This window comes from Massilia suwonensis (assembly GCF_042655665.1).
GTDB lineage: Bacteria > Pseudomonadota > Gammaproteobacteria > Burkholderiales > Burkholderiaceae_D > Telluria > Telluria suwonensis.
Map to the genome: position 1 here is coordinate 400,496 of NZ_JBHSMR010000014.1, position 24,717 is coordinate 425,212.

Annotated in this window: 24 protein-coding genes; 13 read left to right on the forward strand and 11 right to left on the reverse strand. The window is 66.6% G+C overall.

Going from position 1 to position 24,717, the window contains the following annotated elements:
* The first annotated feature begins 3 nt into the window (after positions 1 to 3).
* Both ACFPQ5_RS22160 and ppa read left to right on the forward strand, forming a co-directional pair.
* Positions 4 to 1,200 (forward strand): heme biosynthesis protein HemY, encoded by a 1,197-nt coding sequence (locus ACFPQ5_RS22160; protein ID WP_379760881.1) that lies wholly within the window; start codon positions 4 to 6, stop codon positions 1,198 to 1,200.
* A 301-nt stretch (positions 1,201 to 1,501) separates the two neighbouring features.
* Entirely contained in the window at positions 1,502 to 2,041 is a 540-nt protein-coding gene (gene ppa / locus ACFPQ5_RS22165) for an inorganic diphosphatase (RefSeq protein WP_379760883.1), read from the forward strand.
* A gap of 81 nt (positions 2,042 to 2,122) precedes the next feature.
* Here ppa and ACFPQ5_RS22170 read toward each other — a convergent pair whose 3' ends face one another.
* The 9 genes from ACFPQ5_RS22170 to ACFPQ5_RS22210 all read right to left on the reverse strand — a co-directional run bounded on the left by ACFPQ5_RS22170 (position 2,123) and on the right by ACFPQ5_RS22210 (position 12,442).
* Positions 2,123 to 3,553, reverse strand: coding sequence for a PA domain-containing protein (locus ACFPQ5_RS22170; protein WP_379760885.1), 1,431 nt, complete (start codon positions 3,551 to 3,553; stop codon positions 2,123 to 2,125).
* Positions 3,546 to 4,013, reverse strand: a complete 468-nt coding sequence (locus tag ACFPQ5_RS22175; protein WP_379760887.1) for a post-PEP-CTERM-1 domain-containing protein — start codon at positions 4,011 to 4,013, stop codon at positions 3,546 to 3,548. The genes ACFPQ5_RS22170 and ACFPQ5_RS22175 overlap by 8 nt, the downstream gene beginning before the upstream one ends.
* A 315-nt stretch (positions 4,014 to 4,328) precedes the next feature.
* Positions 4,329 to 5,402, reverse strand: a complete 1,074-nt coding sequence (locus tag ACFPQ5_RS22180; RefSeq protein ID WP_379760889.1) for a branched-chain amino acid ABC transporter permease — start codon at positions 5,400 to 5,402, stop codon at positions 4,329 to 4,331.
* 4 nt (positions 5,403 to 5,406) lie between these two features.
* Positions 5,407 to 6,432 carry a branched-chain amino acid ABC transporter permease gene (locus tag ACFPQ5_RS22185; RefSeq protein ID WP_379760891.1) on the reverse strand — a complete coding sequence of 342 codons (1,026 nt, stop codon included), beginning with the start codon at positions 6,430 to 6,432 and terminating at the stop codon, positions 5,407 to 5,409.
* Positions 6,433 to 6,442: 10 nt separating this feature from the next.
* On the reverse strand, positions 6,443 to 7,183 hold the full coding sequence (locus tag ACFPQ5_RS22190; protein ID WP_379760893.1) for an ABC transporter ATP-binding protein: 741 nt from the start codon (positions 7,181 to 7,183) through the stop codon (positions 6,443 to 6,445).
* On the reverse strand, positions 7,176 to 7,958 hold the full coding sequence (locus ACFPQ5_RS22195; protein ID WP_379760895.1) for an ABC transporter ATP-binding protein: 783 nt from the start codon (positions 7,956 to 7,958) through the stop codon (positions 7,176 to 7,178). The genes ACFPQ5_RS22190 and ACFPQ5_RS22195 overlap by 8 nt, the downstream gene beginning before the upstream one ends.
* Before the next feature lies 1 nt (position 7,959).
* The gene (locus ACFPQ5_RS22200; protein WP_379760897.1) at positions 7,960 to 9,156 is read right to left on the reverse strand and encodes a substrate-binding domain-containing protein; all 1,197 of its coding nucleotides are present in this window, start codon (positions 9,154 to 9,156) and stop codon (positions 7,960 to 7,962) included.
* 33 nt (positions 9,157 to 9,189) lie between these two features.
* The gene (locus tag ACFPQ5_RS22205; RefSeq protein WP_379760899.1) at positions 9,190 to 10,062 is read right to left on the reverse strand and encodes an alpha/beta fold hydrolase; all 873 of its coding nucleotides are present in this window, start codon (positions 10,060 to 10,062) and stop codon (positions 9,190 to 9,192) included.
* A gap of 106 nt (positions 10,063 to 10,168) precedes the next feature.
* Positions 10,169 to 12,442 carry a TonB-dependent receptor gene (locus ACFPQ5_RS22210; protein ID WP_379760901.1) on the reverse strand — a complete coding sequence of 758 codons (2,274 nt, stop codon included), beginning with the start codon at positions 12,440 to 12,442 and terminating at the stop codon, positions 10,169 to 10,171.
* Positions 12,443 to 12,739: 297 nt separating this feature from the next.
* On the opposite strand from ACFPQ5_RS22210, the gene ACFPQ5_RS22215 reads away from it, so the two are divergent.
* The 11 genes from ACFPQ5_RS22215 (at position 12,740) to ACFPQ5_RS22265 (ending at position 22,636) form a co-directional block, all read left to right on the forward strand.
* Positions 12,740 to 13,633: a LysR family transcriptional regulator gene (locus ACFPQ5_RS22215; RefSeq protein WP_379760903.1), complete on the forward strand. Its 894-nt coding sequence runs from the start codon at positions 12,740 to 12,742 to the stop codon at positions 13,631 to 13,633.
* A gap of 38 nt (positions 13,634 to 13,671) precedes the next feature.
* Complete coding sequence (locus ACFPQ5_RS22220) at positions 13,672 to 14,586, forward strand: LysR family transcriptional regulator (protein WP_379760905.1); 915 nt, start codon at positions 13,672 to 13,674, stop codon at positions 14,584 to 14,586.
* Between the two features lie 226 nt (positions 14,587 to 14,812).
* Entirely contained in the window at positions 14,813 to 16,234 is a 1,422-nt protein-coding gene (locus ACFPQ5_RS22225) for an SLC13 family permease (protein WP_379760907.1), read from the forward strand.
* 31 nt (positions 16,235 to 16,265) lie between these two features.
* The gene (gene mdcA, locus ACFPQ5_RS22230; protein ID WP_379760909.1) at positions 16,266 to 17,933 is read left to right on the forward strand and encodes a malonate decarboxylase subunit alpha; all 1,668 of its coding nucleotides are present in this window, start codon (positions 16,266 to 16,268) and stop codon (positions 17,931 to 17,933) included.
* A gap of 9 nt (positions 17,934 to 17,942) precedes the next feature.
* The gene (gene mdcC / locus ACFPQ5_RS22235) at positions 17,943 to 18,257 is read left to right on the forward strand and encodes a malonate decarboxylase acyl carrier protein (protein WP_379760911.1); all 315 of its coding nucleotides are present in this window, start codon (positions 17,943 to 17,945) and stop codon (positions 18,255 to 18,257) included.
* Positions 18,254 to 19,162 carry a biotin-independent malonate decarboxylase subunit beta gene (locus tag ACFPQ5_RS22240; protein WP_379760913.1) on the forward strand — a complete coding sequence of 303 codons (909 nt, stop codon included), beginning with the start codon at positions 18,254 to 18,256 and terminating at the stop codon, positions 19,160 to 19,162. Before mdcC ends, ACFPQ5_RS22240 begins: the two co-directional genes overlap by 4 nt.
* Complete coding sequence (gene mdcE / locus ACFPQ5_RS22245) at positions 19,162 to 19,878, forward strand: biotin-independent malonate decarboxylase subunit gamma (protein WP_379761396.1); 717 nt, start codon at positions 19,162 to 19,164, stop codon at positions 19,876 to 19,878. The genes ACFPQ5_RS22240 and mdcE overlap by 1 nt, the downstream gene beginning before the upstream one ends.
* Positions 19,862 to 20,539, forward strand: a complete 678-nt coding sequence (mdcG, locus tag ACFPQ5_RS22250; RefSeq protein WP_379760915.1) for a malonate decarboxylase holo-[acyl-carrier-protein] synthase — start codon at positions 19,862 to 19,864, stop codon at positions 20,537 to 20,539. Before mdcE ends, mdcG begins: the two co-directional genes overlap by 17 nt.
* On the forward strand, positions 20,527 to 21,438 hold the full coding sequence (gene mdcB / locus ACFPQ5_RS22255) for a triphosphoribosyl-dephospho-CoA synthase MdcB (RefSeq protein WP_379760917.1): 912 nt from the start codon (positions 20,527 to 20,529) through the stop codon (positions 21,436 to 21,438). Before mdcG ends, mdcB begins: the two co-directional genes overlap by 13 nt.
* A complete protein-coding gene (locus ACFPQ5_RS22260; protein WP_379760919.1) occupies positions 21,438 to 22,370 on the forward strand; it encodes an ACP S-malonyltransferase in 933 nt (310 codons plus the stop codon). The genes mdcB and ACFPQ5_RS22260 overlap by 1 nt, the downstream gene beginning before the upstream one ends.
* 125 nt (positions 22,371 to 22,495) lie before the next feature.
* Positions 22,496 to 22,636: a hypothetical protein gene (locus ACFPQ5_RS22265; protein WP_379760921.1), complete on the forward strand. Its 141-nt coding sequence runs from the start codon at positions 22,496 to 22,498 to the stop codon at positions 22,634 to 22,636.
* A 118-nt stretch (positions 22,637 to 22,754) separates the two neighbouring features.
* Here the strand turns inward: ACFPQ5_RS22265 and ACFPQ5_RS22270 are convergent, their stop codons facing one another.
* Together ACFPQ5_RS22270 and ACFPQ5_RS22275 are read right to left on the reverse strand one after the other, a co-directional pair.
* Positions 22,755 to 23,345, reverse strand: coding sequence for a PEP-CTERM sorting domain-containing protein (locus ACFPQ5_RS22270; protein WP_379760923.1), 591 nt, complete (start codon positions 23,343 to 23,345; stop codon positions 22,755 to 22,757).
* 185 nt (positions 23,346 to 23,530) lie between these two features.
* The gene (locus tag ACFPQ5_RS22275) at positions 23,531 to 24,670 is read right to left on the reverse strand and encodes a GNAT family N-acetyltransferase (protein WP_379760925.1); all 1,140 of its coding nucleotides are present in this window, start codon (positions 24,668 to 24,670) and stop codon (positions 23,531 to 23,533) included.
* Positions 24,671 to 24,717 lie beyond the last annotated feature (47 nt).

The window sequence follows — 24,717 nt, forward strand, 5'->3', positions numbered from 1 at the left end:
AATATGCGTCTACTTCTCTGGCTAGTCGCCCTGATGGCCGCGGCCATCGGCATCGCCGTGACGGCGCGCTTCAATCCGGGCAACGTGGTGCTGTTCTACCCGCCGCACCGGATCGACATGTCGCTGAACCTGTTCGTCGTGTTCATCGCCTTGCTGTTCCTGATCCTGTACGGCGTGGCGCGCGCGGTGAACGCGACCCTGCGCATGCCCGAGCGCGTGGCCGCCTACCGCCTGCGTAAACGCGAGCGCGAAGGCAACAAGGGCTTGCGCGATGCCTTGAAGGCGCTGTTCGAAGGCCGCTTCGGCCACGCCGAAAAGGCCGCCATGCGCGCCGCCGAGCTGCCCGAGAACGCGGGCCTGGCCGCCCTGATCGGCGCCAGAGCCGCGCACCGCATGCGTGAACCGGCCCGGCGCGAGGCCTGGCTGGCCGGCGTCGCCCACGACAACACCCTCAAGACGGCGCGCCTGATGACGGTGATCGAGCTGCTGGTCGACGACCACCAGCCGGAAGCGGCACTGGCGGCCGTGGCCGAACTGAACGCCAGCGGGCAGCGCCACATCCACGCCCTGCAATGGTCGATGAAGGCCAACCAGCAGGCGCGCAACTGGCCCGAAGTGCTGCGCCTGGTGCGCATCCTCGACAAGCGAAAGGCGCTGCACCCGGCCCTGGCCGCGCGCCTGCGCGAGCTGGCCTACGAGGCGCTGCTGTCGGAAGAGGGACGCGATCCGGAAGCGATCCGGCGCGTCTGGGCCGGCGTGCCCGCCAGCGACCGTACGCAACCCTATATCGCGGCGCGCGCGGCGATGGCCTTCAACGCCAGCGGCCTGCAGGACGAGGCGCGCGTGATCGCCGAGGAAGCGCTGAAGGCGGGCTGGGACGAGCGCATCGTCCGTGCCTACCGCGACGCCGCCGGCCCGGCCGGTTCGCCCACGCTGCTGGCCCAGATCGAGCACTGCGAAGCCTGGCTGCGCGAGCGCCCGAACGATCCGGAACTGGCGCTCACGCTCGGTTCGTTGTGCCTGCGCCAGAAGCTGTGGGGCAAGGCGCAGCGCTATCTGGAGCAGGCGCTGTCGGACGCCACCCAGTCGGATATGGTGCGCGACATCCACCTCAAGCTGGCGCAGCTGCACGAGGCGCTGGGGCAGGAGGTGCCGGCCGCCAGTCATTATCGGCAGAGTGCGTTGGCGACGATGTTGTGAACATCACGTTCGGGGGATCCGACCACATCGGCCGCACAGACCCGTAAGGTGGGCGGGTCTCCCGCCCACGCGTTCAACAGACGGATGCGAACCGCGACTCGACCCGGAGCCGTGCGCTGAACGCGTGGGCGGCATTCGCAGCGCGTTCGATCGTCGGTAAGGTAGAGCCGCCCACCTTACGAGTGGTGCAACAAGATCCTAAGCGACCAATCCGCACGGCAAGCTGCTGCGCCGCACAAGCGTATGCCGATTAGATATAATGCCTCCCTTTATTGAATTTTCAGCAACCAAGGATTAGCTCATGAGCCTCAACAACGTCCCAGCCGGCCGCGATGTGCCGAACGACTTCAACGTCATCATCGAAATCCCGATGAACGCCGATCCGATCAAGTACGAAGTGGACAAGGACACCGGCGCGATCTTCGTCGACCGCTTCATGGGCACCGCGATGCACTACCCGTGCAACTACGGCTATGTTCCGCAGACCCTGTCGGACGACGGCGACCCATGCGACGTGCTGGTCATCACCCCGTTCCCGCTGATCCCGGGCGTCGTCGTGCGCTGCCGCGCCATCGGCGTGCTGAAGATGACCGACGAAGCCGGCGGCGATGCCAAGATCCTGGCCGTGCCTGTCGACAAGATCCTGCCGATCTACAGCCACTGGCAAAAGCCGGAAGACCTGCAAGACCTGCGCCTGCAGCAGATCCAGCACTTCTTCGAGCACTACAAGGACCTCGAAAAAGGCAAGTGGGTCAAGGTCGAAGGTTGGGAAGGCCCTGAAGCCGCCAAGGAAGAAATCGTCAACGGCGTTGCTGCATACAAGGCAAAAGAGCAGAAGTAATTCTTTGCTTGTCGTAGGAAGGCCCGGCACCACGAAGGTGGCCGGGCCTTTTTTTATTGCAGTGTCACCGGGCCGGTGTGCTTACCAGCCAATATCGCGCAGCAAGGGGTAAGTAAGATCGCGCGGCGGCGTCACCGTGTGCGACAGGTCCGCGTTGATCGACGGCTCCATCAGCTGGTTCGGCTTGGCCTCGGTGGTGTAGTGCGAGGTCGAGGAGCCGGGCTGGTTCGGATTCGGCGTGTACATCAGGATGCGGCGCTGATCGTCGGCGCCGGCCAGGCGGTGCTTGTAGACGCCGAGGCTGGCCAGCACGTTCGAGCGGTGGCGGCTGCGCGATTGCAGCGCCGCACGCAGCCTCACGCCGTCCGCCTGGCTGATGCGCACCGAGGGGATCCTGATGCTCGGATCGCTGCCGCTCATGCCGGTCGGCGCGCCCGTCGCATTGTCGGCCACGATCATGCCGATGGCGCCGGCCGCCTGCACGTTGCGCGCCTTGTCCACGAACGCACAGGTGCCGCGCGAGACGAGCGCGATGTTGCCGCGGATGGTCCAGGCCTGCTGCTTGCTCAGCGGCGCGCAGGCGAGACCCGTGCCGTCCGGCTGGTCGATCACCGGCATGACCTGCCCCTTGACGGGCTTGCGGCCGAGCGGCGGACCGAAGGACGCGTCGCCGACCGCGTAGTCGCCGGCGGCCTTCCCGGCGGCCTTGCCGAAGATGGTCAGGCGCGACTGCGGATCGAGCACTGCCGGCAAGGCCGCGGTGACGATGGGGCCGTTCCACGACAGGCCGTTGACGCTGATGGCCGAGGCCACCCGCTGTTCCGGCGTCATGTTGACCCACAGCTGCTCGCTGCGGTTGTCGATCAGGAAGTGATCCCAGACCGAGGGAATGTCGTTGATTTCGGCACCGGTCTCGTCGTCGGTGAAGGTCTGGAAGCCGAGGCCGTGCGCCATCTCGTGCAGCAGCACGGTGACGAGGTCGATCGCTTCGCCGGCATTGTTGTCGAGGCCGAGATAGAAGCCGGGACCTGGCAGGCAGTCCGGGAACAGGCCCAGGCGCGAATTGAAGCGCGCGATGATGTGCGGCTCTCCCGGTGTGGCGACATCCGTTCCGGCCAGCTTGCTGGCCAGCGCGCTCGGGTACCAGGTATTCGTGCGCGGGGCGTTGGTGAAGTCGGACCAGATCTCGTTGGCGCCCGCCGAGCCCAGCACGGCGCTGCTCTCGGTGCAGGACAGCGGCACGAAGGAGGCGCCGATGCGGATCGGCACATTGCTGCTGAGGGTGGCGCCCCAGACGTCGGCCGCGTGCTGGAAGGCGATCAGGCGCTGCTGGCCGAGCGTGGTGCCGGTATTGCCGCCGACGGGGGCGGCCGGCGTCGGGTCGTTGAAGCCGATGCCCGGCGCGTTCTGGTTGACGATGGTGATGGTGGCGGCCTGGGCGCCGGCAACGGTGCCGGCGAGGACGGCGCCGGAGAGGAGCAGGGACGACAGGATCTTGGCGGTCTTAGTCATGGCGATGTTCCTCATGGTGCGCGGCGGATGCGGGGGCGTGGACGGCTTTCTCCGCGGCGGCGGCTCCCTGCACGCACTGGTCGTGCAGCTTGCCGTCGGCGCCGCGCGTGACGACCGAATAGACCAGGCCGCGCTCGCCGAGCTTGACCTGCTTGCTGCCGCCCGGATGCGCGACCAGCGCCGGCGGCGTGGCGCGCATGGCGGCCGACATCGCCGGGCTTGGGCTCAGCGCGCGGGCTTCGGCTGCCGTCGGGGCGCGCAGCTGGCCGGTCTGGGCGTCGCGCACGACGATCATTCCCGACTGGGCCGGGCTGGGGTGCTGCACGGCGGATGGCTGGGCCTGGGATGGTTGTGCGCCGGATGGGGGCGCCTGCGTGTGTTCCTGGGCAGCGGCTGCCGGCGGCAGGCCGGCGCAAAATGCGGCGCAGGGCAGAACTGCGAGGTAGTTTTTGTAGGACATGGTGGGTCTCCGCTCAAGCTTCAGTTCGACGGCTTGCGGCGCATGAGACTCAAGCGCCCCAGGCCAGGGGCCAACATCAGGTACGACGGCAGTGCCGGCGGCACCACCGATACGACTCGGACCATGCCGGCCCGCGTTGGTTCAGGAACCGGCCCGATCCATCATATGAGCTGAACGGGCACGAACCTTGATCTGGCTTGAATGTGCTTTGCGCTGGAGCGGGCAGGAATACCTGTGCCCTGGAGCAGGAATTTGCACCATGTTGGTGCAAGAAGAGGAGGGGTACGGGCGGCGGACGCCGCCCGCAGGAAAGGATCAGCGCTTGGCCAGGATGCCGCGCAGGCGCAGCTTGCCGACGATTCCGATCGGGAAGAAGTAGATCGACAGCACGAACAGCACGCCGAGCCACAGCATCCAGCGGTCCGGATGCAGCGCGGCGGCCAGCAGCGGCACGCCTTCCATCGCGGTGGAGGCGTGGCCCATCAGTTCCTTCAGGTAGTTCTGCGCCAGGATGAAGAGGGCGGCGCCGACCACCGCGCCATACATCGTGCCCATGCCGCCGATGACGACGATCAGCAGGATGTCGGTCATCACTTCGAAGCCGAGCGAGGTCTTCGGGCCGACATAGCGCAGCCACAGGGCCATCAGCGCGCCCGCCAGTGCCGCCACCAGGGCCGCCAGGCAGTTGGCCCAGATGCGGTAGACGACGGTGCGGTAGCCCAGCGCCTCGGCGCGGAACTCGTTTTCTCGGATCGCCTGCAGCACGCGGCCGAAAGGCGAATTCACGAGGCGCAGCAGGAACAGGAACAGCACCAGGCAGCCGAAGAACACCAGGTAATAGGTGAGCAGCTTGCCGTCGATGGCGCGCCCGAACACTTCGTTCTCCATCAAGGTAAAGCCGGGCGAAAGCACTTCGGGTACGCTGAAGGTCTTGCCGTCCTCGCCGCCGGTGAAGTCCGACAGCTGGGACGCCAGCACGGCGAAGGAGGAGGCCACGGCCAGCGTGATCATCGCGTAGAAGATGGCGCGCACGCGCAGGGCGAACAGGCCGACCAGGAAGGCCAGGCCCAGCGCCAGCAGCAGCGCGAGGCCGAGGCCCGTGAGCGCCGCCGACCAGGTCGGCTCGTCCACCGAGGCCAGCCCGAGGCCGATGCCGTAGGCGCCGATCCCGTAGAACATCGTGTGCGCGAAGGAGACGATGCCGGTATAGCCGAGCAGCAGGTCATAGGACGCCACCAGCACGATGTAGACGCAGATCGTGGCCGCCGTGTTGAGCGGCCGCGCGCCTTGCGTGAGGAAGGGCGCAAAGGCCAGGCCGAGGAAGACCAGCAGCAGCACCAGGGTCAGGATGCGGCTGCGCGGCAGGTCGCCGGAGAGAAGTCGAGTCATCTGATTAACCCCGCGATTTCGAATACAGGCCGGCCGGACGCCACATCAGCACCGCGATCATCAGGACGATGTTCGAGACCAGCGCGAATTTCGGCGCGAGAAAGCCGGCGTAGTTGGCCACCAGCGCCATCAGCAGCGCGCCGATGAAGCACCCGCCGACCGAACCCAGGCCGCCGATGATGATGACGATGAAGATCATGACGATGGTCTCGCCGCCCATCGCGGCCGACAGGGTTTCCTTGTACAGGCCCCACATCACGCCGCCCAGGCCGGCCAGCGCCGAACCAGCCGCGAACACGGCCACGAACAGGCGCCGGATGCGGTAGCCCAGGCTTTCGACCATGTCGCGGTTCTCGACGCCGGCGCGGATCAGGAGGCCGATCTTGGTGCGGTTCAGGGTCAGGAACAGCAGCGCGAACACGATGAGACCGACCACCACCGCCAGCAGGCGGTATTTTTCGATCGCGGCGTCGCCCAGGAAGATCGCGCCGCGCAGGGAGGTCGGCAGCGGCAGCGGGATGGTTTCCGCGCCCCAGATCACGTTGATCAGCTGCTCGGCGACGATCATGCCGCCCATCGTGATCAGGATCTGTTTCAAATGCTGGCCGTAGACCGGCATGATGATGATCCGCTCGAAGGCCCAGCCCAGCAAGGCCGTGACGACCATCGCCAGCGTGACGGCGAGGCCCAGCACGGCGAGATTCATCAGCAGCGAATCGGCTTCCATCCAGCCGCGCATCGGCAGCAGCACCATGGTCGCGGCAAAGGCGCCGACCGAGACGAAGGCGCCGTGGCCGAAGTTCAGCACGTCCATCAGGCCGAACACGAGGGTCAGACCGCTGGCCATGATGAAGATCATCATGCCCATGGCGAGGCCGGCGACGGTAAGCGTCACCCAGGTCGGGAAACTGCCGACCAGCGGCAGCATGAGCAGGGCCAGCACGGGAATGAGCAGCAGCGGCGCGATGTCGCGCGGCGCGCTCGGCAACGGCGTGTCCGCTGCTTTGGGAAGGGGCAGGGTTGCACTCATCGTTTGCATCCTATTGGTGGGAGTCGAGCGACAGGCCGAGCAGGCGCTGCTGCAGCTCGTCGTCATTGGCCAGCGCCGCCATGCTGCCTGCATGGGCCACGCGGCCGTCGTCCATCACGCTCACCGTGTCGCCGAGCGAACGCACGAAATTGAAGTTCTGTTCGACCAGCAGGATGGTGGTGTCGGTTTCCTTCAGCTCGCGGAAGGCCGCGATCAGGCTTTGCACGATGGCGGGCGCCAGGCCCTTGGTCGGCTCGTCCACCAGCAGCAGCTTCCGCGGTTCGACGATCGCGCGCGCAATCGCCACCATCTGCTTCTGGCCGCCCGAAAGATTCCCCGCCGGGTAGTTCCAGAATTTTTTCAGAGCCGGGAAGAAGCCGAAGATCCATTCGATACGGGCCGAATCCATTGGCCCGTTTCGTGCCGCCAGGTGCAGGTTCTCGCGCACGGTCAGATCCGAGAACACGGCCATGCTTTCCGGGACGTAGGCGATGCCGGCGCGCGCGATGTCGGGCGTGGCGAGCTTGGTAATGTCCTGGCCGTCGAAGACGATGCGGCCGGAACTGGCCTTCCACAGGCCCATGATGGTGCGCAGGGTGGTGGTCTTGCCGGCGCCGTTACGGCCCAGCAGCACCGACAGGCCGCCGCGCGGCACGGCCAGGTCGACGCCTTGCAGGATGTGGTACTGGCCGATGTGGGTGTGCACGCCGGAGAGAGTCAAGACGGGTTGAGAGCCCAGTTTGTCAGGCATGTTCGGTTTCCGGTGTTCCAAGATAGGCTTCCTGTACGATCTTCGATTGCATGACTTCGCCGGGGATGCCGTCGGCCACTAAGGTCCCGTTGTGCAGCACGATGATGCGGTCGGCCAGCTGGCGCACCACGTCCATCTTGTGCTCGACCAGCAGCACGGTCTTGTTGGCGTCGCGCTTCACGGCGTGGATCAGGTCGAGCACGACCGGCACTTCGTCCACGCTCATGCCGGCGGTGGGTTCGTCGAACATCAGGATGTCCGGTTCCAGCGCCAGCAGGATCGCCACTTCCAGCTTGCGCTGGTCGCCATGCGAGAGGGCGCCGACGCGCATCTCGCGCTTGCCCTGCATCGCCACGCGCTCCAGATAGTGTTCGGCGCGGGCGATGAGTTCCTTGTGCCCGAACCAGACCGAGAACATGTTCATCCCGAGCCCGGCGCGGCTTTGCACGGCCAGGCGCACGTTTTCCATCACCGTCAGATTGGGGAACAGGTTGGTCAGCTGGAAGGCGCGGCCGATGCCCAGGCGCGTGCGGCGCGCGGCGCCTGCGCGGGTGACGTCGACGCCCTTGAGCAGCACGCTGCCGGACGTCGCCGGCAGCTGGCCCGAGACCAGGTTGAAGTAGGTGGTCTTGCCGGCCCCGTTCGGGCCGACGATCACGGTCAGCGTGCCGGGATAGAAATCGGCCGTCACCGCGTTCACGGCGACGTGTCCGCCGAAGCGGATCGTCAAGTCGCGCGTGGACAGCGACGGCTGCTGTGCTGGAGCGTTTGCCATCTCAGCGCTTGTTGCGGACCGGCAGCGGCAGCTCCGCGGTCGGGATCTCGCGCACCAGTTCCAGCAGGTCCCATTCGTTCTTCTGGTCCTTCTTGATGCGGAAGTGGTACATCGACTGCAGCGCCTGGTGGTCTTCCTTGCGGAAGCTCATCGGACCTTTGGGCGTCTCGAACGTCATGCCTTCCATCGCCGCCGCCAGCTGGTCGCCATTCCCGCTCGGGACCTTGGACAGGGCGTTGAACACGGCGCTGGCCGCGGCGAAGCCGCCGGCGGTGAACATGTCGGGCGGTGCCTTGAAACGCTTGGTGTGCTCAAGCACCAGCCAGTCGTTCATCTTGTTCTTCGGGAAGGCGTAGTAGTAATAGATCGTGCCTTCGGTACCGGCGTAGTTCTTCCAGGTCTTCATCACCGGCAGGATGTTGCCGCCCGGGGCCAGCGAGATGCCGAAGCGCTCCGGCTTCATGTCGGCGATCTTGTTCATCGGGTTCGGACCGGCCCAGACGATGCCCAGCACGCGCGGCTGCGGCTTGTCCTTCAATGCGTCGAACAGGCGCTGGGTCGGCGCGGTGAAGTCGGTGGCGGTGGCCGGCGCGTATTCCTCGTGCACCACCTTGGCCTTGCTGCCGGTCGCCGCCAGCGCTTCCTTGCCGGCCTTGACGCCGTCGCGCCCGAAAGCGTAGTCCTGGGCCAGGAAGGCGACGCTGCCGCCTTTCAGGGTGGAAGCCGCGGCCAGCGCGTCCTGCATCGAGCTGCGCGCGGTGCGGAAGATGTACTTGTTCCACTTGTCGCCGGTGATGGCGTCGGCCACGGCCGGCTCCACGATCAGCACCTTCTTGTATTCCTTCGCCACCGGCAGCATGGCGATCGCCGAGCCGGAAGAGGTGGTGCCCACCGCGATCGCGACCTTGTCGTCGCCGTAGGCTTCGGCCAGCAGGGTGCGGCCGAGGTCAGGTTTGCTCTGGTCGTCCTTGACGATGACCTTCAGCTTGCGCCCGCCGATCTCCATCTTGCCGCCGGTGAGATATTCCAGGCCCATCATGAAGCCGGTTTCCGTTTCCTTGGCATAGGCTTCCAGAGGCCCGGTCTTGCCGGCGATGAGGGCGATCTTCAAGTCGTCGGCGGCCAGCGCATATGGGGCGGCGGTGGCGGCGAAGGCGACCAGGATCGCGGCGCTGAGTGGTTTCACGAGATGGTGCATGCTGTCTCCTATTGCTGTTTTATGGAAGCCGTTTCACGGGAGCCGATTCAGGAACTGGCGGATCGAGTCGAGCGCTTCCGGTTCGGTGAGCATCGGCGCATGGCCGACGTTCGGCACTTCGGTGTACTGCATCGCGGGGGCGGCGCGCCGCATCCACGCGGCCTGGTCCGGTTCGACCAGGTCCGACAGCGCGCCGCGCACCAGCAGCGTCGGGCGCTTGTGCGCGAGGCGCTTGAAGGCGAGACGCGCGGCCAGCGAGGTCGGACGCAGTTTACCTGTTTGCAATGCTATCGCAATACTCGGGTCGTAGCGCAGCGCCAGCTTGCCCGATTCGTCCTGCTCGAAGGCGCGCCGCGCCCACTTGCCCCATTCCTCGTCGGGGGAATCGGGAAAGGCGCAGCCATTGATGTCTTTCAGGTAGGCGGCCGCATCGTCCCAGTTGGCGAGCGTATTGCAGCGCCCCGCGTAGCCGGCGATGCGTCCCAGGCCTTTCACGGACAGGACCGGACCGACGTCGTTCAGCACGGCGCCGGCGATCAGCTCGAGGTTGCGCACCGCCAGGGTCATGGTGATCAGGCCGCCCATCGAGGTGCCCACAAAAACCGCGCGGGCGATCCCCAGGTCGTGCAGCAGCCTGACGACGTCGCCGGCATACACGACCGGGTTGTAGTTGGCGGGATTCGGGTCGCGCGCCGAGTGGCCGCGGCCGCGCACGTCGGGGGCGATCACGCGCCGGCCGAGGCGGGCGATCTCGGGCGCCAGCTCGTCGAAATCGCCGGAGTTGCGTGTCAGGCCGTGCAGGCAGACGACCGGCAGGCGCGCCGGGCCGCCCTGGGAAGGGTAGTCGCGTGCGTACAGCGCCAACCCGTCGGTGCTCTGGTAACTGATTGGTGTAAAGGTGGACACGCTGGCAGATCCTGTTGTTATTGTTGAGCCAAGAGCCGGGCAGCACCGTCCCGACCGGCGCCCCTGGAGAGGGCGCCGGTAAGAGGAAACGCTGCCCGCGGCGGGCTTAGAAGCGGTACTCGAGCGTGGCCGAGACCGTGCGCGGATTGCCGTAGAAGGCGGTCAGCGTGCCTTCGTTGCCCAGGGTCGGGAACAGGTAGCCGGCGGTCTTGTAGCGCTCGTCGCTCAGGTTCTTGCCGTGGATGCCGGCGCGGATCTTGCCGTCGGCGCGGGTCCAGACGATGCTGGCGTCGTACAACTTGTACGACTCCTGGTCCAGCAGCGACACGGTTTCGAACTGGTTGGTGGCGCCCTTGTACGAGACGCTGCCGATCAGCGAGATCTTGCCGTTGTAACCCGCGATCGGCATCGCGATGTCGTAGTTGGCGCGCAGGTTGGCCGAGTTCTTCGGCGTGTTCTGGAACACGCGCTGGTTGGCCACGTTGACGCCGGCGACGATGTACTGCTTGTACTCGGCGTCGATGTAGCTGTACATGCCGGCCAGGGTGAAGTCGCGCGTCAGGTTGGCGATGGCTTCCAGTTCGACGCCGCGGATCTTGGCCTTGCCGGCATTCGTCGTGACGCCGGCGAAGCTGTCGTCGCGGCCGTCGCCGTTGGTGTCGATCGCCACCGAACCCGGAATCTGCACGTCCTGGTAGTCGCTGTAGAACACGGCCGCGTTGGTCGTGATGCGGCCGCCGTTGAAGGCCGACTTCAGGCCCAGCTCGTAGGTCTCGATGGTTTCCGGCGCATAGCCGGCGCGCGCCTGCGACAGCGGAATGCGGGTGCCGACGATGTTCAGGCGCGGGTCGAAGCCGCCGCCCTTGAAGCCTTCCGAGTACGAAGCGTAGACGTTGTGGTCGGCGTTGAGCTTGTAGTTGACGGCGACGCGCGGGGTGAACTTCTTGTCCTCGCGTTCCAGGCCCGAGCGCAGGTCGGTGTCGGTGCGGAACAGGATGGCGCCCGGGTTGCCCATCTCCGGTGTGCCGGCGGCACCCAGGTAGATCTGGCGGTAGATCGAGGCGGTACGCTTGTCGACCGTGTAGCGCCCGCCCAGCGAGAGCGACAGCGCATCGGTGAAGTTGTAGCTGCCGTCGGCGTAGACGGCCCAGGCCTTGGTGCCGATGTCGCCGCTGGTGAAGGTCGAGGTCGGGACGGCGCCGGCCAGGATGGTGTCGAACTTGTTGTAGGCCTGGGCGTCGATGTAGTACACGCCGGCCACGCCCTGGATCTTGTCGCCCGTGTAGGTGAGGTTGAATTCCTGGCTGGTCTGCTCGTTGGTGTACAGCGCCGGCACTTCCATGTCGACCACCGACAGCGAATCGAAGTCGATCGGGGCCCAGGACTTGTCCTTGCGGCTGGCCGTGATCGATTTCAGGGTGAACTGGTCGTTGAAGCGGTATTCCACCAGCGCCGAGACGCCGTGCGCGGTGACTTCCTGCTCGTGGCCGAGCGCGCGGGTCAGGTTGGCGCGGGTGTCGTACTCGTTCTGGAGGATGGGTGCGCCGCTGGTGCGGCCGACGATCAGGCGGTGGCCGTTCTTCGGGTTCGAATCGTCCTGGGTGCCGTCGGCGGCGACGCGGATGAACAGGTCAGGGGTCGGCGTCCATTCGCTTGATAAGCGCAGCGCGGTGACGTCCTTGTCGTAGTTCTCGGCGCCGGTGAACAGGTTCTTGCCGAAGCCGTCGCGCTTGAAGCGGGCGACCGTGCCGCCGATGCGCAGGGTATCGCTGACCGGGGTGCTGGCGGTGACGACGGCTTCCTTCTGGCCGTAGTCGCCGATGGTGCCGCGCAGGCGCACGTCGGTTTTCGGGCCGAGCTTGCGGGTCACATACTTGACGGCGCCGCCGATGGTGTTGCGGCCGTACAGCGTGCCTTGCGGGCCGCGCAGCACTTCGATGCGCTCGACGTCGTAGATGTCGGCTACGGCCGCCTGCGGACGCGCCAGGTAGATGTCGTCGATGTAGATGCCGACGCCCGACTCGAATCCGGCCAGCGGGTCGGCCTGGCCGACGCCGCGGATGAAGGCGGTCAGGGTCGAGTTGGTGGCGCGCGAGGCCTTCAGGGTGGTGTTCGGCAGCGCGAGGGCGAGGGCGGTCACGTCCGGCACGCCCTGTTTCGAGAGCTGGTCGGCGCTGAAGGCGGTGACCGAGACCGGCACGTCCTGCAGGGATTCCTCGCGGCGGCGCGCGGTGACGACGACCTTTTGGACGTCGCTGGCGGTGTCGCCGTCGGGTGCCGGTGCGCCGGACGCCTGCTGGGCGTGGGCCGCGCCCATGAAGCCGCTGGACAGGGCCAGCAGCACGGCGGTCGACATGGCGGAACGTTTGATGACATTCATTTTGTTATCGGTCAGGCGCATTTCTTGTCTCCTAATTATTGGAATACTTGGCAGGACGGCGGCGCGGAATCGCACGCGTTGCAGTGTGCCCCTGTTCGGACTGGCTGAAAAGATAACAGCACGCCCACCCCTTGTGCGTAATTGCACAGCCTTCCGCACCGGCTTGGTGCCTTATGCGTAGAGGGAAAATGCTGCAAGTGCACAATTTGCGTGCCGTCAAACGTGCATACGGGAATTGATTGCGGGAAGAATGTGCACTGGTGCACAATGAGGATATTGATAAGGAACAATGCCGCGATGAATACCTTGCCCGAGTGGACCGACCTGCGCTTCTTCCTCGAACTGGCCCGTGCCGGCACCCTGTCGGGCGCCTCGCGCCGGCTCGACGTCGAGCACACCACGGTGGCGCGCCGCATCGACCGCCTGGAAAAGGAGCTCGGCACGACCCTGTTCGACCGCTCGCGCGAAGGCTACGAGCTGACCGAAATGGGCCTGGCGCTGCTGCCCCATGCCGAGGCGATGGAGGGCGCGGCCCTGGCCGCGGCCGAGCAGCTGGGCGGGGCGGAAGTGGCGGCCCACGGCGTAGTGCGCCTGGGCGTGCCGGAAGTGTTCGGCGTGAAGGTGGTGGCGCCGCTGCTGGTCGGGCTGCTCGACGCCAATCCCGATCTCACCATCGACCTGCTGGCGCTGCCGAGCTTCGCCAACCTGGCCAACCGCGAAGCGGACCTCGGCGTGATGCTCGATCCGCCCACCACCGGACGCTACATGGTCACGCGCCTGGCCTCCTTCCGCTTCTACCTGTACGCCTCGCCATCGTATCTGGCGCGGCACGCGCCGATCCGCAGCCTGTCCGACCTGTCCCAGCATTACTTCGTCGACTACGTGCAGGACCGCCTCGCCAGCCGCGAGCTGTCCTACCTCGACGAACTCGGTTTCACGCCGCGCCGGCGCCTGTGCTGTTCGGGCATGACGGCCCAGATCGAAGCCGCCGCGCTCGGCATGGGCTTGATGATGGCGCCGCCCTATGCGATCCCTGCCGACGGCAGCCTGGTGCCGGTGCTGCCCGGCTTCTTCGCCGAGCGTTCGTTCTGGCTGGCCGCACCCACCGACCTCTACCGCCTGCGCCGCGTGAAAGCGGTGTGGAACCTGCTGCGCGACTATGCGGACAGCCAGCCTTCGTTGTTCGTGTAATGTCCATGGTTTGAACCGTCCCACGTATCCATAACACCATGCGCAGCCAGATCAGCGACGAGATCACCTTTCGCAAGCTCGAAATCCTGCTCGCCTACATGGAGGGCGGCAACCTGAACGCCGCCGCGCGCAAGCTCGACATCAGCGCCGTCAGCGTGCACCGCGCCCTTCATTCGCTGGAAGAAAGCACGCGCTGCCAGCTGTTCACGCTAAAGGGCCGCAACCTGATTCCGACGGAGGCAGCCGAGGTGCTGGCCGAGGCCAGCCGCGAAGTCATCAAGCTGATGGGGGAGGGCATCGCCGCCACGCGCCAGGCGGCCGGCTATTCGGCCGACAGCCTCAAAATCGGCTCGCTCTACTCGCTGACCACGCAAGTGGTGCCCGAGGTGATCATCGGCATCAAGCTGCGCAAACCCGAGCTCGAGACCGAACTCGTGCTCGGCTCGAACGCCGAGCTGCTGCACAAGCTCAAGCAGAACATGGTCGACGCCGCCCTGATGGCCATGCCCGATCCCGACCCCGAGCTCGAATCGATCGCCCTGTTCGAAGACGAGATCTTCTTCGCCGCGCCCGCCGGCTCGCCGTATGCGGGACATGCGGAAATCGACCTGCGCGAGACCGCGGGCGAGAAATTCGTGAGCCTCGGCGACGGCTTCGCCACCCTGCACGGCTTCCAGGGCGCGTTTCGCATCGCCGGTTTCGAGCCGACCGTGGTGATGAAGACGGGCGACATCTTCTCGCTGATGAACCTGGTCAGCGCCGGCATCGGGTACACGCTGCTGCCGGGCCGGGTGCGCGACGTGTTCGGCGACAAGCTGCAGCTGATCCCCTTGAAGAAGGAATTCCTGCTGCGCCAGACGATTGGCCTGTCCTTCCTGCGGGTGCGTGAACGTGATCCGAACCTGCTCGCGCTGGCGGCCGTTTGCCGCATGCTTAGACATCGCAACGGCTGAACTTCCTCTGCGGGCGCACCTCCAACACTTACGCTGACCGTAAACGTCTTCACCCGGCCGTAATTGATCGCCGCGCCTTTCGACGTTACCTTAGCGCTTCATAAAGTACTGACAAAAGAGCATGCCTCTTCCGGCCGCCGTCCTGCGGTGTCCGGGCAGGGCAATGCAACGGAGACGTTTCACACAAGCGCCGCGACAGTCGGCGCACTTCATGAAGGAGATGGCGGTGTCTTCTCATATGCTTTCGATCTATGCGCTGGTGCTGATGTTCATCATCGCCACCATCTTGCCGATTAACATGGGCGTCATCGCCTTTGTCGGCGCCTTCCTGGTCGGCACCCTGGCGGCCGGCATGACGACCAAGGCCATCATGGCCAGCTTCCCGGCCGAGCTCTTCCTCACGCTGGTCGGCATCACCTTCCTGTTCGCCCAGGCGCAGAACAACGGCACCATCGACTGGCTGGTGCGGCTGGCCCTGCGCGCGGTCGGCGGAAGGATTGCCGCCATTCCCTGGGTGATGTTCGCGATCGCGGCCCTGCTCACGGCCGTGGGCGCGGTCAGCCCGGCGGCGGTGGCGATCATCGCCCCGATCGCCCTCGGCTTCGCCGCCAAGTACGGCATCAATCCGCTGATGATGGGCCTGATGGTGATCCACGGCGCCCAGGGCGGCGGCTTCTCGCCGATCAGCATCTACGGCGGCATCACCAACAAGATCGTGCAGAAGGCGGGCTTGCCGATTTCCGAGCTGACCACGGCCTTCGTGAGCCTGGGAGTCAACCTGGGCGTGGCGGTCATCCTGTTCTTCCTGTTCGGCGGCATGCGCCTGATGCGCCAGGCCGCGCCGGGCAAGGGCGGCGCCGGCATGACCATGCCGGGCTTTAATACCCAGGTCGCGGTCGCCGCGCAGGGACCGCAGATCTACGACGAATCCGAAGGCGAAGCGCTGAGCGAGGAAAAGCTGACGATGGCCCGCTCGCAGGAGGCGCTGACCGCCACCGGCCCCGGGGCGGGCGCCGCGGCCGCGGCCGCTGCTTCCGCACCGGCCGTCGATGCGCCCGCCACGCTGCAGCAGCTGGCCACCGTCGTCGGCCTGGTCGCGCTGGCGGTGCTGACCCTGGTCTACAAGCTCGACATCGGCTTCGTCGCCGTCACCATCGGCCTGCTGCTGTCGATCATGGCGCCGCAGGTGCAGAAACGCGCCATCGGCCAGGTCTCGTGGCCTGAAATCATGCTCATCGTCGGCGTCAGCACCTATGTCGGCGTGATGGAAAAGATGGGCACCATCTCGTTTGTCGGCACCAGCGTGGCCAGCCTGACCTCGCCGCTGATGGTGGCCTTGCTGCTCTGCTTCGTCGGCGCCGTGGTCTCGGCCTTCGCATCGAGCACAGCGGTGCTGGGTTCGCTCATCCCGCTGGCCGTGCCCTTCCTGCAGGCGGGCACCGGCGTCGATCCGATCGGCTTCATCGCCGCGATGGCGGTGGCCTCCACCATCGTCGACGTCAGCCCCTTCTCGACCAACGGCGCGCTGGTGCTGGCCAATGCCCAGGGCATCGACCGCGACGTATTCCTGCGCCAGCTGATGATTTATGGCGGTATCGTGACGCTGGTGGCGCCGCCCGTGGTCTGGCTGCTGTTCGTGGTGCTCTGAGTCTGCTTTGCGCTTTAAAAAAGGAATCTACATGGCTGAAGCTGAAAACCGCTGGAACCGCCAGCAAAGCAATCGCGAGGCCCGGCTGGCACGGGCCCGCGCAGCCCTCGGCCCTGCGCTCGCGGGCAAGATCGTCGGCGCCGGCCAGATCGTCGAGCTGCTGCACGCGGTGCTCGAATCCGGCGACCGGGTCTGCCTCGAAGGGAACAACCAGAAGCAGGCCGACTTCCTCGGCAAGGCGCTGACGAAACTCGATCCGCAGCGCGTGCACGACCTGCACATGCTGCTGTCCGTGCTGTCGCTGCCCGAGCACCTCGACGTCTTCGAGAAGGGAATCGGCTCGCGCCTCGACTTTTCCTTCTCCGGTCCCCAGGCCGGGCGGCTGGCCAAGATGGCGGCGGCGGGCAAGCTGAATATCGGCGCGATCCACACCTATCTCGAACTGTTCGGGCGCTATTTCGTCGACCTGACGCCGCGCGTGGCGCTGGTGGCCGCCGAAATGGCCGACCGCGAGGGCAACCTGTACACCGGACCGAACACCGAAGACACCCCGGCCATCGTCGAAGCCACCGCCTTCAAGAGCGGCATCGTGATCGCCCAGGTGAACAAGATCGTCGACAAGCTGCCGCGCGTGGACATCCCGTCCGGCTGGGTCGAGTTCGTCGTCGAATCGCCCACGCCTTACTACATCGAACCGCTGTTCACGCGCGACCCGGCCCAGATCTCCGAGATCCAGGTCTTGATGGCGATGATGGCGATCAAGGGCATCTACGCCGAATACAAGATCGAGCGCCTGAACCACGGCATCGGTTTCGACACCGCCGCGATCGAACTGATCCTGCCGACCTATGCGGCCGAGCTCGGCCTGAAGGGCAAGATCGCGCGCCACTGGGCGCTGAACCCGCATCCGGCCCTGATCCCGGCGATCGAAGCCGGCTTCGTCGAGTCGGTGCACTCCTTCGGCTCGGAACTGGGCATGGAAAACTATATCCGCGCGCGGCCCGACGTCTTTTTCGTCGGTCCCGACGGCTCGATGCGCAGCAACCGCGCCTTTTCCCAGGCCGCCGGCCACTACGCCTGCGACATGTTCATCGGCTCGACCCTGCAGATCGATTTGCAGGGCAATTCCTCGACCGCGACGCTGGGCCGCATCTCGGGTTTCGGCGGCGCGCCGAACATGGGGTCGGATGCGCGCGGCCGGCGCCACACGAGTCCGGGCTGGCTGAAGGCCGGACGACAGGCGCGCGAAGGGCGCAACGTCATCCCGCGCGGGCAGAAGCTGGTGGTGCAGATGGTCGAGACCTTCCGCGAGCACATGGCGCCGGCTTTTGTCGAGCGCCTCGACGCCTGGCAGCTGGCCGAGCAGGCTGGCATGGCGATTCCCCCGGTGATGATTTACGGCGAGGACGTGACCCACATCCTGACCGAAGAGGGCATCGCCAACCTGCTGCTGTGCCGCAGCGACGAGGAGCGCGAGCAGGCGATCCGCGGCGTGGCCGGCTACACGCCGGTGGGCATGGGACGCGACAAGCGCATGGTCGAGAACCTGCGCGACCGCGGCATCGTCCAGCGTCCCGAAGACCTGGGCATCGACAAACGCCTGGCCACGCGCGACCTGCTGGCCGAGAAGAACATGAAAGGCCTGGTGCGTGCATCGGGCGGCCTGTACGAGCCGCCGAAGCGCTTCAGGAACTGGTAAGGAGAACGGATGGAAACCCTGCATTTTCGTTTTGAAGCGGGCGCCAAGCCACCGGCGGGGACGCCGCAGCTGGTCGGCGTGGTCAGCTCGGGCAACCTCGAAGTGCTGATCGAGCCGGCCGCCTTGTCCGGCGCCTGCGAGATCGAGGTGCGCACCGCCGCCGTCGGCTTCGGCGCCACCTGGGAGGCGGTCATGCGCGACTTCCACGCGCGCTGGCAGCTGGCCGACACCCGCATCTGCATCAACGACATGGGCGCGACGCCGGCGGTGGTCAGCCTGCGCCTGGACCAGGCCGTAGAATCGATGACCGGAGGCCTGCCATGAGCAGCTATCTCGAACTCTCGGCGCGCCAGCGCATTCCGCACATCTTCGACGCCGGCAGCTTCGAGGAATTCCTGCCCCCAAGCGCGCGTGTGGTCAGCCCGCACCTGGCCCAGCTCGACGCGCCGGTCTCCTTCGACGACGGCGTGATCGTCGGGCGCGGCCTGCTCGACGGGCGGGTCGTGTTCGGCGCGGCCCAGGAGGGCGGCTTCATGGGCGGCGCCGTGGGTGAAGTCCATGGCGCCAAGCTGGTGGGCATGCTGCGCCGCGCCGTCGACGAAGGCGCGCACGCCGTGCTGCTCCTGCTGGAGTCGGGCGGCGTGCGCCTGCACGAGGCGAATGCCGGCCTGATCGCGGTGTCCGAAGTCATGCGCGCCATTCTCGACGTACGCGCCGCCGGGATACCCGTGGTGGCGCTGGTGGGCGGCGCCAACGGCTGCTTCGGCGGAATGGGCATCACGGCGCGCTGCGCGAACGCGGTCGTCATGTCGGAAGAAGGGCGCCTCGCGATGTCGGGACCGGAAGTGATCGAGACGGCGCACGGCGTCGAGGAATTCGATGCGCGTGACCGGGCCCTGGTCTGGCGCACCACGGGCGGCAAGCACCGCTACCTGCTGGGCGATTGCCAGGCGCTGGTGGCGGACGACACCGACGCGTTCCGCCAGGCGGCGATCGCGGCGATTGCCGCAGCGCAGGCGAGCGAAGTGCCCCTGAGCCTGGCCGAACTGCTGGCCGAGCAGGACATGCTGGCGCGGCGCCTGCGCGATTTCGGCGGCCAGATCGAGCCGATGGAAGTCTGGCGCGCGCTCGGCGTGCCCGACCCGAAAGCGATTCCGATGCTCGAAGCCGACGCCTTCGTCGCGCTGGCCGACAACTACCGTGCCGGCACCGGCGCAGGAGGACGATGATGGATTGGCAGACATTGGCGACGCAGCTGTTCCCGGAGGGGCACGACATCGCCGAACGCGAACACTTCCTGTCCGGGACGGGCCAGGTAAGCGGCCGCACGGTGGCCGTGATCGGCACCACCGACCACGCGCCGATCGGCATCGAGATCGCGCTGGCCCAGGCCCAGGCGGTCTTGCAGACGGTGCAGGATCATCCGGGACGGCCGATCGTGATCCTGGTCGATACGCAAGGCCAGCGCCTGCGCCACCGCGACGAAATGCTCGGCATTAACAGCTACATGGCGCACCTGGGAAAATGCGTCGACTTCGCGCGGCGCCAGGGCCATACGGTGCTGGGGCTCGTGTACGACCAGGCCCTGTCGGGCGGCTTCATCACCAGTGGCCTGATCGCCGACGCCTGCTTCGCGCTGCCGCAGGCGACCATTCGCGTGATGGGACTGCCGGCAATGGCGCGCATCACCAAGGTGCCGGAGGAAAGGCTGACCGAGCTGGCCAAGGACAATCCCGTGTTTGCGCCGGGCGCCGAGAACTACCTGCGCATGGGCGGCGTGCACGCGATCTGGGAAGGCGACCTGGCGCGCCGGCTGGCGGCGGCGCTGGCCGAGTCGGACGCGCTGGACCGTCGCATGGCGCTGGGCCGGGAGCGCGGCGGACGGCACATGGCGCAGCAGGTGGCGGAGGCGGTCAGGACGGGCAGCAATGTTGGCCCGGCATGATCTGCTCTGGCTGAGCGAGGGAGGCTGGCGCGAGGCGGTGTGGACGGTGCCCGACGAGGCGGCGCCCGCGTTGCTGCGCTGGCGGGAGGCCGGCTGGCCGGTCGTCGTGCGCCGGGCCGATGCCGACCTGGCGCCTGGCCAGGTTTCGGTCGGGATTCCCTTGCCGCCGCGCGCGGAGGATGGACGCAAGCTGCGCGTCGGCGGACGCGTCGGCCTCGATGGCGTGTGCCGGCATGCGCCGCCGCTGCCGCTGGCCCAGCTGACCGGCATGCCGCAGCACTGGCAGGGGGCGCTTGCCGCTTTGTCGCAGCAGGCCCAGGCCCAGGGTCTGGCGATCCGCGTCTACGGATCGGCTGCGCTGCAGGCGATCACCGGGCAGGCCTACCTGCGTGCCGGCTCCGACATCGACCTGCTGCTGCAGCCGGGCGGCGTCGCCGAACTGGACGCCGCGCTGGCGCTGCTGCGCACGCACGCGCAAGCCCTGCCGCTGGACGGCGAGATCGTCTTCCCGGGCGGCCGCGCGGTGGCGTGGAAGGAACTGGCGGCCGCGCGCGATGGAGCCCTTGCGAGCCGCGTGCTGGTCAAGGAAATGACGCGCGTCGCGCTGGTGAGAATCGACGAACTGCTCGCTTCGCTGGAGGAACAGGCATGCCTGAATTGATGCTCGAGGCGCCGCTGCGGCGTGCCAGACCGAAGCGGCCCGTGCCCGTCCCGGCCAGGCCGGTGGTCGACCGGGCCTTTTGCGCGGCGATCGCGCGCCGGACGGTGCGCAGCCTGTATGCGGAACTGACCCTGTATCCGAAGCCGGGCCTCGTCTCGCTGGTCGACAACGGCAGCCACGACGACATGACGGCCGCGACCTTCATGCGCAGCCTGTTCGCGCTGCGCCACTACTTTCGCGACATCACCCGCGCCGGCATGGAAGACGCACCGTTCACGACGCTGAAACGCCTCGGCATCGCGGCCGAAGCGCGCATGCTGGCCGCCACCGGCGGCATCAACACCCACCGCGGCGCCGTGTTCTGCCTGGGCCTGCTGTGCGCGGCGATCGGCAGCTGCCGTGCGCGCGGCACGCCCTTGACGGCGGCCTCGGTGCGCGCCACCTTGCTGCTGCGCTGGGCCGAAGGGCTGGCCGCGCACACGCAAGTGACGAGCGGCGATTCGCACGGCCTGCGCGCCGCCCAGCGCTACGCCGCCAGCGGCGCGCGCGAAGAAGCCGCGCTCGGCCTGCCTTCGGTATTCGAGGTCGCGCTGCCGGCGCTGCGGCGTACCCTCGCCGCAGGGCGCGGCACGCGCCGGGCCCGCATCGACGCGCTGTTCGCCCTGATGGGGCACATCAGCGACACCAACCTGTACCACCGCGGCGGCGAGGAGGGCGCGCTCACAGTGCAGCGGCATGCGCGCGCCTTCGTCGATGCCGGCGGCACCGGCGCGGACGGCTGGGAAGCGCGCGCGCTGGCCTGTCACCACGCCTTCGTCGCCGCGCGCCTGTCGCCGGGCGGCGCGGCCGATTTGCTGGCCGCAGCCTGCCTGGTGCAGGACGTCTGCCCGGGCGACTGATGCATAGCCGGCTCGCGCTCCTCTGTCCCGGCCAGGGCGCCCAGGGCCCGGCCATGTTCGACTTCGCGCGCCTCGATCCTGCCGCCGGCGCCGCACTCTACGCCTGGCTCGCGGGCGCCGGCCTCGACCTGCCTGTGGAGGCGATCCTGGCCGACGAAGGGCTGCTGTTCGCCAACCGCTACGCCCAGCCGCTGATGGTGGCCGCGACCCTCGCCAACTGGATGGCGCTGGGACCGGACCTGCCGGCGCCAAACATCGTGGCCGGCTACAGCATCGGCGAACTGTCCGCCTACGGCGTGGCCGGTGCGCTGAGGCCCGAAGACGCCGTCACGCTGGCGGCGCAGCGCGCACGCTTGATGGACGGCTGCCTGGCCGCCACGCCGCGCCAGGCGCTGATCGCGCTCTCCGGCCTGCCGATCCGCGTGGCGGCCGAGATGGCGCGCGCTTTCGGTTTCGCCGTCGCCATCGAGACGGGCGAAGACAGCCTGATCGCCGGCGGCGAACACGACACGCACACCGCGCTGGCGCAGGCGATCGAGGCGGCCGGGGGCAGGGCCAGCCTGCTGCCGGTGACGGTGGCCTCTCACACGCCTTTCATGGCAAAGGCGGTCGGGCCGTTCGCCGCGCTGCTGCGGCAGCAGCCCCTGGGCGAGCCCGCGGTACCCGTCGTCTCCGGGATCACGGCCGAACCGATCGGTGTGGCGGAACGCGCCGTCGAACACCTGTCGCGCCAGCTCGCCGAGCCGATCCGCTGGAAGGACGGCATGGACGCGCTGGTGGAAGCAGGCGTGACGGTCGCGCTGGAACTGGGGCCGGGCGCGGCGCTCACCCGCATGCTGTCGGCGCGCCATCCGCAGATCGCCTGCCGTTCGATAGCCGATTTTCGTTCGCCGGCCGGCGTGCGCGCCTGGTTATCCAGGCATGTCGAATAATCTATTCACATGCGCGATACCTGATATTGCTACTCGGAATTGGATGTTCCGTGTAAACGCCCGTATAACGGTAGGATCGTTGAACAGGCGGCTGCAGCACATGCAGCGCAATCCAGGAGTCGAACATGAACAAGTTGTTGAACGCCATCGCAGCGACCCTCGTCGCCCGCGCCCATGCGCGCGCCGAAGCGGTGATGCGCAAACAGGCCGCCGTGCAGGCCCGTCAGCAGGAAGTCTATAGCGCGAATGCGGGCGGCTGGAACTGAGACCCTCCTGCGCTCGCCCGCAGCATCCGAAAAAAAAAGGATTCACGATCGGCGTGAATCCTTTTTTTTTGCGCGGCGCCGTGCATGAACAGCGCCGCTGTGATCGGACCGAGGCCGATCAGGCCTTGCGGCGGCGCACCGCGCCTGCCAGGCCAAGGCCGGCGAGCAGCAGGGCGATGCTGCCTGGCTCAGGCACTTCGGCGGTGGCGGCGTCGGCCAGCACCAGGTTGTCGATGCTGCCGTAGTTGCCCGGACCGGAGAAGGTCACTTCGCTCACGCCCGCGTACGTGAAGGCGTAATGACCGCTGTTGCCTATGGTGATGTCACTGTAGCCCGGGGCGCTGATTGTCAGGATACTGCCGTAGAACAAAGAATAATCGAAACTGCTCAGGTCGAAGGCAGCGCCGTCGTTGCGGGTCAGCTTGACGTACGCGCCATAAGCGTTGAGATCGCCGTCGTGCCAGTTGAAAGACTGGTCATAAGTGACATCGCCGATATGCGTGTTATAGGCATAGCTGTTCGGCGTGTACAGGGTCAAGGTGTAGCCTTGCTCGGTATAGCTCAGGCTATTGGCGGTCAGGCTCATGCTGGGACCGGGCGTGCCGTAACCGTACTGGCCGGCGATGTCGTCGAAAGTAAGAACGGCCGCTTGCGCGGTGAAGGATGCCAGGAACAGCGCTGCTGCGGAAGCAAAGGTTTTGATTTTCATATGGGAATCCCTAGTTATTGAGTAGCAACGATAACTATGCAATTCCCGTGCCAATATGTACTAAATGGAAATAAAAATTCTTATGAAACAAGAAGTTGTGTCGATCAGTCCACTTTTTAAGAGGAGCTTGTGCTTGACTTTATGGACGGCCGTGTAAAAAATTCCGACAGGAATGCTTCGTTGCTTTAAACGCTAGCGCGGAAGGGATTCCGCTCGTTCAACTCATCCATGTAATCGTCGATCCCGCCCGCTTCCCGCTCCAGGAAGCGCTCGATTGCATCCGCGAACGAGGGATGCGCCAGCCAGTGCGCCGACCAGGTCCGCGTCGGCAGGAAACCGCGCGCCATCTTGTGCTCGCCCTGGGCGCCCCCTTCGAAGGTCTTGATGCCTTGCTCGATGCAGAACTCGAGCGGCTGGTAGTAGGCCGCCTCGAAGTGCAGGCAGGGCACGTGCTCCAGTTCGCCCCAGTAGCGGCCATATAGTGTGTCCTCTGAATGGATGACGAGTGAAGACGCGATCGGCCGGCCCTCGCGTTCGGCGATCACGAGCAGGATATTCTCCGGCATCGTCTCCCCGATGCGGCGGAAGAAATCCAGGTTCAGGTAAGGCGTCGAATAATGCGCCGCGTAGGTGTGGCGGTAGCAGCGGTTGAACAGCTTCCAGTCGGTGTCGGTGATGTCAAACCCGCGCACCCGGCGCAGCGTCACGCCGGCCTCGCGCACCTTGCGCCGCTCGGCGCGGATGTTCTTGCGCTTCTTCTGCTCCAGCGTGGCCAGGAATTCCTCGAAGTTCGCGTAGCCGGGATTGAGCCAGTGGAACTGCACGCCGCTCCGTAGCAGGAAGCCGGCCTCCTGCAACTGGCGCGCGTGTTCCTCTGGCGGGAACAGGATGTGGGTCGACGAGACCTCGGTCGCGCGCTGCGTCGCCTTCAAGACCTCGATCAGGGCCGCGCGCGCGGCATCGTCCACCGCCAGCAGGCGCGGACCGGCCACCGGCGTGAAGGGCACGGCGGCCAGCAGCTTCGGGTAGTACTCCAGGCCATGGCGCTGGTAGGCGTCGGCCCAGGCCCAGTCGAACACGTACTCGCCGTAGGAATGGCCCTTCACGTACAGGGGCAGGGCGGCGGCCAGCGCGTCTCCGTCGTAGAGCGCCAGGTATTGCGGCTGCCAGCCGGTCTCGGGCGCGGCGCTGCCCGACTCGTGCAGGGCATGCAGGAAGGCGTAAGAAAGAAACGGGTTGGCGTCTTCCTGCCGTGCCAGCAAGCCATCCCAGGCGGCCTGGCCGATCTCGGACAAGGAAGAAACGATATGCGTGCGATAATTCAAGTGATCTAATACCTAGTGAAGTGGTTCCCGCAGACCGCACTTCCCGC

Coding starts and splice junctions, on each gene's coding strand:
- ACFPQ5_RS22160 (WP_379760881.1), top strand. CDS start 4: ATGCGTCTACTTCTCTGGCTAGTCGCCCTGATGGCCGCGGCCATCGGC.
- ppa (WP_379760883.1), top strand. CDS start 1,502: ATGAGCCTCAACAACGTCCCAGCCGGCCGCGATGTGCCGAACGACTTC.
- ACFPQ5_RS22170 (WP_379760885.1), bottom strand. CDS start 3,553: ATGACTAAGACCGCCAAGATCCTGTCGTCCCTGCTCCTCTCCGGCGCC.
- ACFPQ5_RS22175 (WP_379760887.1), bottom strand. CDS start 4,013: ATGTCCTACAAAAACTACCTCGCAGTTCTGCCCTGCGCCGCATTTTGC.
- ACFPQ5_RS22180 (WP_379760889.1), bottom strand. CDS start 5,402: ATGACTCGACTTCTCTCCGGCGACCTGCCGCGCAGCCGCATCCTGACC.
- ACFPQ5_RS22185 (WP_379760891.1), bottom strand. CDS start 6,432: ATGAGTGCAACCCTGCCCCTTCCCAAAGCAGCGGACACGCCGTTGCCG.
- ACFPQ5_RS22190 (WP_379760893.1), bottom strand. CDS start 7,183: ATGCCTGACAAACTGGGCTCTCAACCCGTCTTGACTCTCTCCGGCGTG.
- ACFPQ5_RS22195 (WP_379760895.1), bottom strand. CDS start 7,958: ATGGCAAACGCTCCAGCACAGCAGCCGTCGCTGTCCACGCGCGACTTG.
- ACFPQ5_RS22200 (WP_379760897.1), bottom strand. CDS start 9,156: ATGCACCATCTCGTGAAACCACTCAGCGCCGCGATCCTGGTCGCCTTC.
- ACFPQ5_RS22210 (WP_379760901.1), bottom strand. CDS start 12,442: ATGAATGTCATCAAACGTTCCGCCATGTCGACCGCCGTGCTGCTGGCC.
- ACFPQ5_RS22215 (WP_379760903.1), top strand. CDS start 12,740: ATGAATACCTTGCCCGAGTGGACCGACCTGCGCTTCTTCCTCGAACTG.
- ACFPQ5_RS22220 (WP_379760905.1), top strand. CDS start 13,672: ATGCGCAGCCAGATCAGCGACGAGATCACCTTTCGCAAGCTCGAAATC.
- mdcA (WP_379760909.1), top strand. CDS start 16,266: ATGGCTGAAGCTGAAAACCGCTGGAACCGCCAGCAAAGCAATCGCGAG.
- mdcC (WP_379760911.1), top strand. CDS start 17,943: ATGGAAACCCTGCATTTTCGTTTTGAAGCGGGCGCCAAGCCACCGGCG.
- ACFPQ5_RS22240 (WP_379760913.1), top strand. CDS start 18,254: ATGAGCAGCTATCTCGAACTCTCGGCGCGCCAGCGCATTCCGCACATC.
- mdcE (WP_379761396.1), top strand. CDS start 19,162: ATGGATTGGCAGACATTGGCGACGCAGCTGTTCCCGGAGGGGCACGAC.
- mdcG (WP_379760915.1), top strand. CDS start 19,862: ATGTTGGCCCGGCATGATCTGCTCTGGCTGAGCGAGGGAGGCTGGCGC.
- mdcB (WP_379760917.1), top strand. CDS start 20,527: ATGCCTGAATTGATGCTCGAGGCGCCGCTGCGGCGTGCCAGACCGAAG.
- ACFPQ5_RS22260 (WP_379760919.1), top strand. CDS start 21,438: ATGCATAGCCGGCTCGCGCTCCTCTGTCCCGGCCAGGGCGCCCAGGGC.
- ACFPQ5_RS22265 (WP_379760921.1), top strand. CDS start 22,496: ATGAACAAGTTGTTGAACGCCATCGCAGCGACCCTCGTCGCCCGCGCC.
- ACFPQ5_RS22270 (WP_379760923.1), bottom strand. CDS start 23,345: ATGAAAATCAAAACCTTTGCTTCCGCAGCAGCGCTGTTCCTGGCATCC.